Below are 12,950 nucleotides of genomic sequence, written 5' to 3' on the forward strand. Positions count from 1 at the left end.
AACGAATAGGGGGAATACGATGAAAAAAAGCTGGCGCGCTCTGCTCGTCGCTGCAAGCTTTACGCTGGCGATCATCCCGTTGTTCGGGGGAAATGGCGCGATGGGTGAAGAAGCACCCTCCCATCCCAAGGAAGGCCTCCCCGTCGTCGGATCCTACACTCAGCTGAAAAAGCTGTTGGAGACTCAATGGCAAAACCAAAACACCATCGTTTACGCACCTGTCATGGAGTCCGCCGCGGTCTCTGCCGCTCCGCAAGCAAAGACCAGAGAGGCTTCCGTTGATTTTTCGACGACCAATACGCAGGTGCAAGGAGTAGACGAAGCGGACATCGTCAAAACAGATGGCTCTCACATCTATCAAGCGACTGCCCAGGAAGTGCGAATCATTCAGGCGTACCCGGCCACACGTATGAAAATCAGCAGCCGCATCACCTACGACAACGGACTCTTTCAGCCTGTAGAGCTGTATGTAGATGGTGATCAGTTGGTCGTTATCGGTCAAAATAGGGAGTCTGTCAACCAGCCGGCTCCTTTCGTTTCCAAACGAAGACTTCCTACCTATCACGAAAAGCAAACGGTCAAAGCCATGATTTACGACATCCGTGACAAATCCCACCCACAATTGACCCGTCAGGTGGAGGTAGAAGGCCAATACCTCACTTCTCGTAAAATTGGTGCGAACCTCTACGTAACGGCCAATCAGTATGTAAACACGTACGAGATCTTCGAGGGCAAAGAGGAGTTTCCCGGCCCGCTCTATCGGGACAGTGCCCAGAGTGATCAGTATCAAACGGTTCCCTATTCGGACATCCGCTACTTTCCTGAAAACGTCCAGCCCGACTATTTAATGGTAGCTGGGGTTAATCTGGATCGCCCGCAGCAAAAAATGTCCTTGCACACGTATTTGGGAGCTGGGGAAAATGTGTATGCTTCGACAGATCATTTGTATGTAGCCGTCACAGAGTATGAAGCCCCATCGAAAAATGCTCAGACAGCTCAGTTCATGCCGGTACCGCTGAAGTCCGATACTACCGTATATCGCTTTGGAATGGCAGACGGTTTGCTTACGTACTCAGGAAAAGGAACCGTTCCTGGCCGTATTCTCAACCAGTTTTCCCTCGACGAGCACGACGGGTACCTGCGCATCGCAACGACTACCGGGGACATGTGGCGTACGGATGAAAACACGTCCAAAAACAATCTGTACGTGCTTGACCAGAAGCTGCAGACCTATGGGAAGCTGGAAGGCATCGCCCCCGGCGAGCGCATTTTCTCCGTTCGTTTCATGGGAAACCGCGCTTACATGGTCACCTTTAAAAAGGTAGATCCTCTGTTTGTCATCGATCTGGCGAAGCCGTCTTCTCCCTCTATCCTAGGTGCTCTGAAAATTCCTGGATACAGTGATTACTTGCATCCGTATGATGAAAATCACATCATCGGCTTCGGGAAGGACGCGGAATCGGACAAGGATATGGCTTTCTATCAAGGGATGAAGATCGCGCTCTTCGATGTAACCGACGTCAATCATCCAAAAGAGCAGTACAAGACCGTCATCGGCGACCGCGGGACAGATTCTGAGCTTTTGACGAACCACAAAGCTCTCCTCTTTTCCAAGGAAAAAGAGCTGCTCGCCTTCCCTGTGACCGTCATGGAATGGACTGCCGAGCAAAAAGCGCAAAACGACATCCACGCATATGGACAGTTCGCCTTCCAAGGAGCGTATGTCTACCAATTAAATCTGCAATCTGGCTTTACGCTCCAAAGTAAGATTACCCATCTGTCTGATGAAGAAATGAAAAAATCGGGCGACGGCTGGTACAACAGCCAGAACAATATCAATCGGATTCTCACCATCAACGACACGCTCTACACGGTCTCTGAAGGGAAAGTGATTGCCCAGGATCTATCTGGCAAACGCCAGCTCGCTACTCTTCCTCTGACGAAATAAAGGCAACTCTCTGTCATGCTGACAGGTTCTGTGCTAAGATGGATGAGTAGAAGCAGCTGGGAAGAGAGGGTGTCAACTCCGTGGATTATTTGAATCTGAATCTGACATCAACTTTGGCGGGGGTTGCGGTCGTGCTCGTGGTCATGTTTATCCGACTGCATTGGCCTTTCCGCTTTCAATATATGGCCAATCTGAACAAGCGGCGCGCAAACGTAAGGCTCCGCTGGCTAGATGCCTCGTACCGAAAAAATCGTTCGCGTGCAGTCGCTATGCTGGATAAATCCACCCATGAAATCATGACGGGCAATTATGAACTAGCGGAAAAGTTCATCGTACAGGGAATTCATGTTTGCAAGGATCAGCCCTCCCTGTTCAACCAAGCCATGATTCACTATTTGTTCTACAACCTGGCCATCGTCTACTATTCCTCCGGTCGCTACAGCGAAGCGCTGGAAGTCGCTTTTCGCATCTATCAGCGCGATCAAGGCATGACAGATTCGCTGGCTCTCATCGCTTGTTCGCACGCTCGTCTGGGAGAAGTCGAAAGTGCGTGGGAAGCCTATCAGCTGATCGCTTCTAAACGCTCGGGCCGTGAATGGAGACTATTTTGTCTGGCTGAGATCGAAGCGGCAAAAGGAAATTACGAACGCGCCCTCACCCACCTGCGTCAATTAATGGGCAAATCTTCATCCAGTTTTCTGCATTTGAATCGTACTGAGCTGGAGAAACGTTTGGAAGAATGGCAAAAAGCATCCACGCAAGCAGGATAGCAAATAGAAGTCAATTGGAATCACAAGCCGCACAATCGTTTTGGCTGTGCGGTTTTTCCTTTGTTTGGAGTCGTATTTTTGCTGTGTCAATGCGCTCCCATAAGTTCCTAGCAAATGTGGAATTCTTGTAAGAAGGGGTTACATATTTCTCCCGTATGTACACCCTATACTGTTTGGCAGATAAGCACGAAAGAGAGGGTCAACTCTATGAAAAAGTTCGATGTATCCATTCTCACTGTATCCGTATTAATCCTCGGCCTCGCTGTCATCGGCGTGTCTCAAGCAAAAGGTACTGGGACAGCTTCCTCCGATCCAGTGGTAGCCAAGATTGGTGATACCACGATTACTCAAAATCAAGTATATGATTCCATCAAGCTCAAATCGGGTCCGAACGCCATGACACAGCTGGTAGCTGCTGAGCTTTACCGTCTCGAAGGAAAAGCCCAAGGCGTTACCGTGACTGATGAGGAATTGGACAAAGTCATTAATCCGATTAAGGAAAAGTTGGGCACTGCCGATAAATTCCAAGAGTACCTGGACGGAAAAGGGGCGACAGAAGCCGAATTCCGTGAGAAAACAGGGTTGATCATGCTGCGGGACAAGCTGCTCGAGAAAGCCTTCCCTGTCACCGAGGATCAAATCAAGGCGTACTACGAGAAAAATAAGGACAAGTATGAAAAGCAAACATTGGAACAAGCTCGTCCTGACATTACCGAGAAAGTAAAAGATAAAAACAGAAGAACCAACATCGACAAATGGCTGGAAGATCTGCACAAGAAATACAATGTCGAAATTCTCGACCCGGCTCTTGTAGAGAAAGAGAAGAAAAAATAAGCATCCACAATAAAAAGACTTGTGTCGGCGAGAAGTATCAGCCGTCCAAGTCTTTTTGCTTGCTATCCGCGAACAATCGTCAGGATCTCCTGTATAAAAGGGACGATATTCCCTTTCAAAATCGGTCCGTGTCCTGTCGCCAATATTTCGATGGGCCAATCCAGCAAAATTTCCAGACCTTCCGCATACTCAACAGCGCGCTCCGGCTCTTTTGCCTTCCACATCTGAATATATTGCTTATACGCCTCGCGAACGTCGGGCAAATCCCCTTCCACGCTGCCAAGCTCCGCATCCGGAAAACAAAGGTGATCGCCTGTAAAGCAGACCTTCGATTGCGGGTCGAATAAGGCGACAGATCCTTCTGTGTGATAGGACAATTGTCGAAAACGAAGCGATGGAAGATCTCCCCCAGAACCGGTAAACGTATGGCCGAACAGCGTTTGGGAAAAATCGTCCAGCTCGTAGTAATCATCCAGATGAATCCAGTTGATCCGGGATGGAAACAAGTCGGCATTGCCGATATGATCAGGGTGGCGATGAGTAAAGTATACATACTCGATTTTATCTGCCGATGCCCCGATATCCTCAAGCGATTTTTGAAAAAAGGCCCGATGCTTCCGCAATTGGGAATCAATCAACACAAACGCGTCACCCTGTTTGATCACATAGCTATTGATGTAGCTTTTCCATGCTTCTTCATAGGTGATGATCGCCCAGGTGGAGTCTGCGATCGGTGCAACCACATTGGTCATGCCTCCATCTCTCCTCTCCTCCCAGATTCAGTTCCTTACACCTATTATACACAATCATAAGCTCGCGTGCTTTCGCCAATAAACTTAGCGAACGATCGCCTCTTCACCGAGACTGATCCAGGAACGTCCCTGAGAGCGGTGGATATTTACACTCACTCCGAAAAACCGTGACAGCTCGTCCGTTGTCAGGACCTGATCGTTCTCACCTGCCTGATACACTTTGCCATCCTTTAAGAGCAGCGTGTGGGTAAAGCAAGGCAAAATTTCTTCGATATGATGGGTGACGTAGACCAGTGCGGGTCCGCCCGGTTGTTTTGCGATCTGCTCGATCATGGCGAGCAGCTGCTCTCGGGACAGCAAATCGAGTCCTGTACATGGCTCGTCCAAAATCAGCAGACGAGGCTTCGCCATGAGTGCACGGGCGATCAGCACTTTTTGCCGCTCCCCTTGGGACAGAGCGCCGTATGGCCGATTCTTCAAATGCACACAGCGAAACATCTCGAGCAGCTCCTGTGCCTGCTGCTTGTCCTCCTCTGTTGGAGCTGAGTACAGCCCAATCGTCGCTTCCCTGCCACTCAGAATCACGCGAAAGGCCGTCTCATGCTCGTGAAGCTGCGACATCAGCGACGTGCTCACCCACCCGATCGATTTGCGAACCTCCCGCAGGTCAACGGTTCCATAGAGATTGTCCAGAACACTGACTTCCCCTTTTGTCGGCCACGTGTATCCGCTGATAATTTTCAGTAGACTCGTCTTTCCGGAACCGTTTAACCCTACCAGACACCAGTGCTCCCCTTCACTGACCTGCCAGTTAATCTGGTCCAGGATAGTCGTCTCATCGCGCTGCCAGCTGACATTTTTCACATCGATAATCATGATTTCTCCACTCCTGTCTCTCTCTATGAGTCCCGTAATGTTCTGATTATTACGAGTATAACCGTCATTTCCTGATCGATCAATTCATTTTGCGCCGCGAGAGAGCTTGACTTCGACAAGCTTCTGCTTCAAACGGGAATGGTCCTGACTTGATTGATTGCACGTAAAGACGGAATAAAGAAAACCTCCGTGCATAAACGCACATGGAGGCTTTCTGGTCATTCCTGCAATTAGAACTTCCCTTGGATCTTAAAGATAATTTCTGCAAAGAGAGTTGCGAAAAGGAATGTTCCCGTGAACACTACCAGGGAAACGACAACAATTCTCCAGCTGAGCTGTTTGAACAAGTGGATATCTTTCCCCAGCGACAGCCCTGCGTAGGCAAGGATCGGTGTCGCAAGCGCCAGCAGATTGATTTTACCGATAGCCGCGGCGGTGAATGCATTCCCCGGGAAGAAAGGAGACGTTGCAATCATCGCGAACAAGGAAATCCACACGATAACCGGTGACTTGAAGGGCAGGATTTTCGTGAAGCCCATCCCGATCACGGTAATGAGTGCCAGCAAAAGAATACCTGGCAGCGATTCCATCGGAGGCACCTGATAGCCAATCCAGTTACCTATGAGTGCAATAACGCCAATGAGTAAGATCGTCAGTATTTGATTCATGCGCTTTTTTGCCCCCCTACGTTGCTGTTTTTACTCTTGCGTCCGATGATTGGCTCGAGCCATGCATACAGGCGCTGGGTGAGTGGGAGAGACACAAAAATACATACATACGTACCGATGATGCTCATCATCAGATTGGCAGCACCAGAGTAGAAAGCAATGTCTTTGGCCGCGTCTGGAAAAATAACCGCCAGAGAGCCTGTCGCTGCTGCCATCATACTACCGGAACCAACTGCCGCTCCCATCGCGAGGGAGATCGGATGGAACAACCCGCTGCTTCCAAGCAAGCTGGCCAGAATGGACATGTAGATCGCACCGAACAGCGTACCGCAGATGTAGACCCCGAGCGCACCACGGGCTTCTGCAGAGTTCGCGCCGAACTTTTCTACCACGATTGCGAGATTCGGTTCACGGTCGAGCGAGTACGTTGCCCCGATCGCTTCCCGTTTCAAACCGAGCCACAGGGCAATCGGCAGCCCCAGGGCAATTGTTCCGACGATATGACCTACTTCTTGGAACAAAAGCGATACGCCAGAGCCCATCAGCTTCGGCAGCTCAGGACCGATGTTTGCCCCCAATTTGCAAATAAACAGGAAGAAAGAAAGTCCCAAAATATTGGATGCCACATTCATTTCGTTTTCTTTGAGCCATTTGAATTTCGGCCAGCTGATAAAGCCCCCGAGCACCAGTGCATAAAGCATTGGGAACAGAGCGATTACGCCAATTCCGATGTTGATTTTTTTCGTACCGATAAACTCGGTGAGAGCTACCAGTACGAGTACAATGAAGTGCAGCTTGAATACATTAACGCGTTGCTCCGTCATGATGTACCCCCCGTACGATCTTTGTTGTTATTTCATTACCACTTTTTCAGCTGCACGAAGGAATAGCTCTACTCCTCGAGCGAGGCAATCTTCATCGAAGTCAAAGCGCGGATGATGATGGGGATACGTGAATCCCTTTTCCGGGTTGCCCGCTCCCAATTGAATGAAGCAGCCTGGTGCTTTTTCCAAATAGGCCGAAAAATCTTCTCCCGGCATAAGCGGGTCAATATAGATGATTTCTTCTTCGCCCCAGCCCTCACGGATGGTCTCTTCCATCAGCTTCGTGACAGCAGCGTCATTGATGACGGACGAATAGCCCAAGGAGTAACGGAACTCGTAGGAAGCTCCATGCGCATCCGTTACGCCTTTGACGATACGTTCGATCCACATCGGAATATTCTTGCGGATTTCTGCGTCAAAGCAGCGCGTAGATCCGGTTAATGTCAAAGTATCCGGAATGATGTTGTAAGCGGTCCCTGCATTCAGCATCGTTACGGAAATGACCACCTTCTCCAAGGCACTCACATGGCGGGAAACAATTTGCTGCAAATGGTTGATGACTTGCGCCCCGATCACGATAGGATCTACGGTCATTTCAGGTTGGGAGGAATGCCCGCCCACTCCTTTGATCGTGATATCGAAACGGTCTGTGGATGATGTCAGCGCTCCATAGAGAACACCGAATTTCCCCACTGGCATGTAAGACGCCAAGTGGATCCCGATGATGGAATCCAAGCCGTCGGCAGCGCCTGCCTTGACGATCTCCGCAGCTCCACCTGGCGGCAGCTCCTCTGCATGCTGGAAAAAGAATCGAACCTCACCCTTGATCTGTTCCTTGTATTGAGACAAAATCTTGGCCGTCCCCAAAAGCATAGCAGTATGGCCGTCATGGCCGCATGCATGCATCACACCAGCTTCGGAGGAAGCATACGGCACTTGATTTTCTTCCTGAATCGGCAAAGCATCGATATCGGCGCGAATTCCAAGTACAGGACCAGGCTGTGCACCGATAAGACGTGCCACAACACTCGTAGCAGTGGGACGACTAATCTCCAGATTTCCAAAGGAAGATAATGTTTCGTAAATATACTGAGATGTCTTATTTTCCTGAAAAGAGAGCTCAGGGTTTTGATGCAGATAGCGGCGCCATGCGACGACTTGATCTGCGACTTCCGCTGCCAATGACTCTGCATTCCAATTCAAGGTCAACCACTCCTTTTTGTCGATCATTCACAATAGTTAAGTATAATTAAAAATAATAACCTTTTGTGAATATACCATGATTACATAGAAATGACAAATGTCCTTTTTAGGTGGACACCGTTTTTAGTGAGCCTCCTATTCTTTCCGATTTATTAGATAGTTTAGTCAATTTAACTGAACATGTCCACGCTAAACAAACATTATGAATGATAAAATAAATTTAAATGATATTTTTACTAAACTAAACTCTCGTGAAACCCCTTTCAGGATATGAACACAAAAAAACCAGCCAATGATATTTTCCTTCTCTGGAAGAGGCTGGTTTCTCGATTTGATTTCATTGATTGACTGCCACGATGATGAACTTCTTTTCTTTCTCCCTCAGCCACAGCTCTCCGTTTCCCACCATGACTCCCTGATAGTTGACAAACGTATTCTTTACATCCTGCTGCATGAGTGCCTGCTTCACTTTCTCCGTCATAATCCGGTCATACTCGGCAAGGAATTGCTTCTCTGTCGCAATCAAACGACTCTGTCCATCCTTGTTCACCCGAAGCGGATATTGCACATGGTTTGCGATGGCAGCTTTATTCCCTTTTGCCACCCAAGTCTGGAGCTTTCCATAGAAAGCTTCAAATGCTTGCGGATTCGTGATGCCGGCTACCTCATAACGATTCGTCGTCTCCTGTGCAGCCGCGACTAAGACTCCCCACTCCCCCCAAGCTGGTCCATACAGCAATCCCGATACGATACCCATCACCCATAGTGCTCTCCTTGCTTTTTGCATTCACTTGCTCCTTTTTGGCGGTAGTCTCTTTCTTTTGATAGGTTCCCCGCGCCTCGCTCCTCCCTATACAAAAAAGCACTCTGCCGGATCGCCCCGACAAAGTGCTGGACCGTTTATCGTGCTTGATTAGGAGTCGCGAAATTTGGCTTCCTGACTTTTTATTTCTTCCTCGGACTTGCTCAGCGCTGCTTGTGGACCCGGGAAGTGATTCTTGTAATAGGCCAAATCCATGATCAACAGCACGACAAACATGGCGATCAAGGCGTAGCCAGCCGTCTGGTTAGGCGGAATCACCATCATGATCGAGATGAAAATGATCCACAGCAAGCTGAGCACGTTGATCGTTTTGCTCCAATTCCCCAAATTCCATGGGCCATAATGCTTGCGCTGGAAGACTCCTTTCGCTTCAGCACGCAGCTTGAGGTAGAGTGGAATGCCGTACGCTACGTACAGACCGACAACACTTACTGCCGTCAAAAAGGCTAACGTCGTATACGTCGTCTCCGGATTGACTCTTTTTACAATGTAGTCAAACAAGGCAAGGGCAAAAGACAAAATGATAACCAGCCAGATGGCTTTGGCTGGCGTTCTGTATTTCGTGGAGATTTCAGCCCAATGACGGCTCCAGGGCATCCCTTTGTCGCGGGAAAATGCGTAGAGCATGCGCGAAAACGATGTGATCGATGCCAAGCCGCAGAACCACATCGCAAAGGTCACCAGCCACAGCACCACCGAACCGAAAGTACCTCCTAATGCCTCGCTGATGACGTAGATGAACGCATTGGGCGCTTCACTAGCCGCCGCCGCATTTTTGATGGACAGGGTAACGAAGGCGAGCATGATAAAACCGAAGATAAAAGAAAAGGCCACCGATGTAAAAATGCCCCACGCTGCACGAACTCGCGGATGAATCGTCTCTTCAATGGTGTGAGCAGATGCATCATATCCAGTAAACGTCCACTGCGCCTGCAAAAGTCCAATCAGAAAAGCAAGGGCGTAGGGCTTGTCAGAAAACGTCTGCCCCACCTGGAACAAATAGTCGAGTGGCTGCAGCTCATGACGCGAAAAGAAAACTAAGCTGCCGACGAGGATGACTACCACGCCGATGTGATACCAAGCGGAAAAATCGTTCAGGCGCGCTACCAGACGAATCCCGATGTGATTGAAGGTGCCATGAAGCAAAAGGGTAATCCCGAAAAGAATCAGCGTAGTTGTTTCCGTCGAGGTGTAGCCAAATGCGCTTGCCAAGAGTGGATCGGCAAACAACGAAAAGGAATAGTCAATTCCGGCTACAATCCCGATCTGTCCGATGAGGTTGATCCAAGCCGTGTACCAGCCCCATCTTTTGCTCCCCAGGATCGCCGCCCAGTGATACAGTGCCCCAGCTGTCGGAATCGCTGATGCAAGCTCCGACATCGAGGCTGCAATCAAGATAACGAAAAGTGCGACGATCGTCCAACCAAAGCCCATCATCCCGGAGCCACCGTATAGCAACCCGTGTCCGTACAAAGAAACAGCGCCAGTCAAAATGGAAATGATGGAAAAGGAAATGGCGAAATTGGAGAATCCCCCCATATCGCGCAAAAGCTCCTGCGCGTATCCAAACTTGTTCAAGTCCCTTTTGTCTTCTAATAACTGATCTTCTCTTTCGTGCTGCATTCCGTCCCCTCCTTTGCTCATGAATTGTTCTTCGATCCGATAAAGCTTTCGTGCTCTTCCTCGTCAAAACGGCGTACGCTTTCGTTTGCCCGATACCCGATCGCCACTGCCACTCCAATTGTCACGACAACCAACAAGATCCCCAACCCGAGCATTGTATCCCCTCCCTTCCTCTTAGATGAGTCAAATGGCATGTCAGCAAGATTAGTACATTGTACGTTTGAAAAGAGCAGCTATACCAGTTTCTGGATCTCTCTGATGGAGCTGATCTGCACAAAAAAACGCAGGAGCTTTTTCCTGCGTTCTACCATAGGAGCCTTATGAAATTTTTTGCTTTCGCTGCTGCATATAGGTCGTGATTTCGTCCAGGGGAAGCGGCTTACTGAACAAGTACCCCTGTACCTCTTCACATAGATGCTCCTGCAAAAATGCAAGCTCATCGTCTGTTTCGACGCCTTCCGCAATGACGCGCAGCTCCAGATGATGCGCCATGGCAATGATCGTGGAGACAATCGCTCTGTTGCTCGGACTTTGCTTCATGTCCCGGACAAACGAGCGATCAATTTTCAGGCGGTTTAAGGGAAATTCCTTCAGATAGGACAATGAGCTATAGCCTGTCCCAAAATCATCGATGGCGATATGTACACCAAGCTGCTTCAGCTCTGCCAGCGTACTGCACGCCCGATGCACGTCGATCATGGTACTCTCCGTGATTTCCAGCTCCAGATAGTGAGGAGCGAGCCCCGTTTGCTCCAGAATATCCGCAACCATCTGGGTAAAGTCTTTTTTCAAAAATTGGCGTGCCGACAAATTCACTGCCATGCGAATGGGAGGCAGGCCTTGGTTTTGCCATTCCTTGTTTTGCTTGCACGCCGTCTGCAGAACCCACTCACCGATCGGCACAATCAAACCGGTCTCTTCCGCAACAGCGATGAACTGGTCAGGTGATACAAGCCCTCGCTCTGGATGATTCCAGCGCAACAATGCCTCCATGCCGACGATGTCCCCGTTGCCGACACTGATTTGCGGCTGATAGTACAAATCCAGCTCGCCCAATGCCAATGCCCGATTTAATTCATTTTGAATGAACATTTTATCGCTGGTTATTTGCTGCAGATCGGGTGCATACATGTGATAGCTGTTTTTTCCCCGCTCCTTGGCAGAGTACATGGCCGTATCCGCCGTTTTCATCAACCCGTGGCGGTCATCTCCGTCCAGTGGGTAGCGAGAAATTCCGATGCTCGTGGTAATGTACAGCTCATGACCATTGATGAGGAAGGACTGCTCGATGGTCCGATTCAAGGAATCCGCTACCTGTGCAACCGTTTCCTCAGGAACATCTGCCAGTATCACCATAAATTCATCCCCACCCAGCCTGCTCACAACGCCTCTTTTACCGATACAGTTGCTCAGGCGCATAGCTGCTTCCTTTAACAAAAGATCGCCGTAATCGTGTCCGAGAGAATCGTTGACGAGCTTGAAGCGATCCAGATCGAGAAACATTACGTAGACGCTATATCCGCCTTGGCGTGCTTCTTCAATCATGGCATCCAGCTTTTCTTCCACGTATCTGCGGTTCGGCAGACCTGTAAGCGCGTCGTGGAAAGCCAAATAATTGATTTTGGCTTCTGCCTGCTTCTGAATCGTAATGTCGCGCGCAATGATAAAAACGCCAGTAACGGCATCGTCTACAAAAACGGGAACATTGGTTAAATTCAAATGAACATGCTTTTTTTCGGTTCTCATGCAAACTTCGTAGTTATTGGGGTTTCCCCTCACAGCTTCCTCGAAAAACTTCGTCACCTGCTCTGCATCCTGCGAACTGCACAAAGCTGTCAACGAATCCAGCGGCAACCGCTCTGCTCCTGTCAAATCCTTCGCTGCCGGATTTAATACGTTTTCTTTTCCATCGATGGAATAAAACATGACGCCATCGTAATTATGCTCAAACAAGGATTTGTATCGCTGGTCGCTTACCATGACTCGCAGTGTATTTCGAGCAAAGAGCTTGTCCATGTAAATAGAAACCAGCGTCACACCTAGAATAAACAGGGTGACGACCCCAACTGAATAAGCAATCAGCCTCATATCAGCTGACATGACCCCCGCCGGATGTCCTGATAAGTGATTCCCGCCTACAAAAGTCGTTGCGTACATTCCCGTGTAGTGCATTCCTACGACAGCAGCTCCCATGAGCAGTCCAGCAGCCAGCTTGAGTCCGACACCTTTGGCATCTGAGGCATAGCGCAAGCGAAACGTCAACAAAAGTGCAACCAAGGAAACAGCGATCGCCACCAGGATCGACAGTCCGAAAAAGAACCAGTCATACTCGATAACGGCATCCATTTTCATGGCAGCCATTCCCGTATAATGCATGGAAGCGATTCCCACTCCCATAAAAAGAGCACCGATGACAAGCCTTTTCTTCGTCATGGTCTTGGTATTGATCACCCATAAAGCGATCCCGGAAGCAATCATGGCAAAAACGATCGACAGAACAACGATCGCCACATCGTACTGAACCTCAACCGGCAGATGGAGGGCTAGCATGGCGACAAAATGCATGGCCCAAATGCCGAACCCCATAGAGATTGCTCCAGCGCAGAGCCAGAAAATCCGTCCCCTTTTT

At 49.3% G+C, this 12,950-nt stretch carries 12 protein-coding genes; 3 read left to right on the plus strand and 9 right to left on the minus strand.

Annotation, left to right across the window (positions count from 1 at the left end; all coding sequences use genetic code 11):
• The first annotated feature begins 19 nt into the window (after nt 1-19).
• From EDM59_RS09230 to EDM59_RS09240, 3 genes are all read left to right on the plus strand, one after another.
• Entirely contained in the window at nt 20-1,948 is a 1,929-nt protein-coding gene (locus tag EDM59_RS09230) for a beta-propeller domain-containing protein (RefSeq protein WP_122923282.1), read from the plus strand.
• 80 nt (nt 1,949-2,028) lie between these two features.
• The gene (locus EDM59_RS09235; RefSeq protein ID WP_092267986.1) at nt 2,029-2,718 is read left to right on the plus strand and encodes a tetratricopeptide repeat protein; all 690 of its coding nucleotides are present in this window, start codon (nt 2,029-2,031) and stop codon (nt 2,716-2,718) included.
• Between the two features lie 207 nt (nt 2,719-2,925).
• Nucleotides 2,926-3,552, plus strand: coding sequence for a peptidylprolyl isomerase (locus EDM59_RS09240; protein ID WP_122923283.1), 627 nt, complete (start codon nt 2,926-2,928; stop codon nt 3,550-3,552).
• 62 nt (nt 3,553-3,614) lie between these two features.
• Here EDM59_RS09240 and EDM59_RS09245 read toward each other — a convergent pair whose 3' ends face one another.
• From EDM59_RS09245 to EDM59_RS09280, 9 genes are all read right to left on the minus strand, one after another.
• Nucleotides 3,615-4,304, minus strand: a complete 690-nt coding sequence (locus EDM59_RS09245; RefSeq protein WP_122923284.1) for an MBL fold metallo-hydrolase — start codon at nt 4,302-4,304, stop codon at nt 3,615-3,617.
• Between the two features lie 84 nt (nt 4,305-4,388).
• Nucleotides 4,389-5,180 (minus strand): ABC transporter ATP-binding protein, encoded by a 792-nt coding sequence (locus EDM59_RS09250; RefSeq protein WP_122923285.1) that lies wholly within the window; start codon nt 5,178-5,180, stop codon nt 4,389-4,391.
• Between the two features lie 230 nt (nt 5,181-5,410).
• Nucleotides 5,411-5,848, minus strand: a complete 438-nt coding sequence (locus EDM59_RS09255) for a hypothetical protein (RefSeq protein WP_092267982.1) — start codon at nt 5,846-5,848, stop codon at nt 5,411-5,413.
• Nucleotides 5,845-6,672 carry a DUF3100 domain-containing protein gene (locus EDM59_RS09260; protein ID WP_122923286.1) on the minus strand — a complete coding sequence of 276 codons (828 nt, stop codon included), beginning with the start codon at nt 6,670-6,672 and terminating at the stop codon, nt 5,845-5,847. Before EDM59_RS09260 ends, EDM59_RS09255 begins: the two co-directional genes overlap by 4 nt.
• 27 nt (nt 6,673-6,699) lie before the next feature.
• Nucleotides 6,700-7,875: an amidohydrolase gene (locus EDM59_RS09265; protein ID WP_183192848.1), complete on the minus strand. Its 1,176-nt coding sequence runs from the start codon at nt 7,873-7,875 to the stop codon at nt 6,700-6,702.
• A gap of 337 nt (nt 7,876-8,212) precedes the next feature.
• Complete coding sequence (locus EDM59_RS09270) at nt 8,213-8,632, minus strand: hypothetical protein (protein WP_246010950.1); 420 nt, start codon at nt 8,630-8,632, stop codon at nt 8,213-8,215.
• A 156-nt stretch (nt 8,633-8,788) separates the two neighbouring features.
• A complete protein-coding gene (locus tag EDM59_RS09275; protein WP_122923289.1) occupies nt 8,789-10,321 on the minus strand; it encodes an amino acid permease in 1,533 nt (510 codons plus the stop codon).
• 17 nt (nt 10,322-10,338) lie between these two features.
• A complete protein-coding gene (locus EDM59_RS31015) occupies nt 10,339-10,476 on the minus strand; it encodes a hypothetical protein (RefSeq protein ID WP_170184315.1) in 138 nt (45 codons plus the stop codon).
• Between the two features lie 163 nt (nt 10,477-10,639).
• Nucleotides 10,640-12,907, minus strand: a complete 2,268-nt coding sequence (locus EDM59_RS09280; RefSeq protein ID WP_246010951.1) for a bifunctional diguanylate cyclase/phosphodiesterase — start codon at nt 12,905-12,907, stop codon at nt 10,640-10,642.
• Between the last annotated feature and the right edge of the window lie 43 nt (nt 12,908-12,950).

The organism is Brevibacillus nitrificans, assembly GCF_003710965.1.
Lineage (GTDB): Bacteria > Bacillota > Bacilli > Brevibacillales > Brevibacillaceae > Brevibacillus > Brevibacillus centrosporus.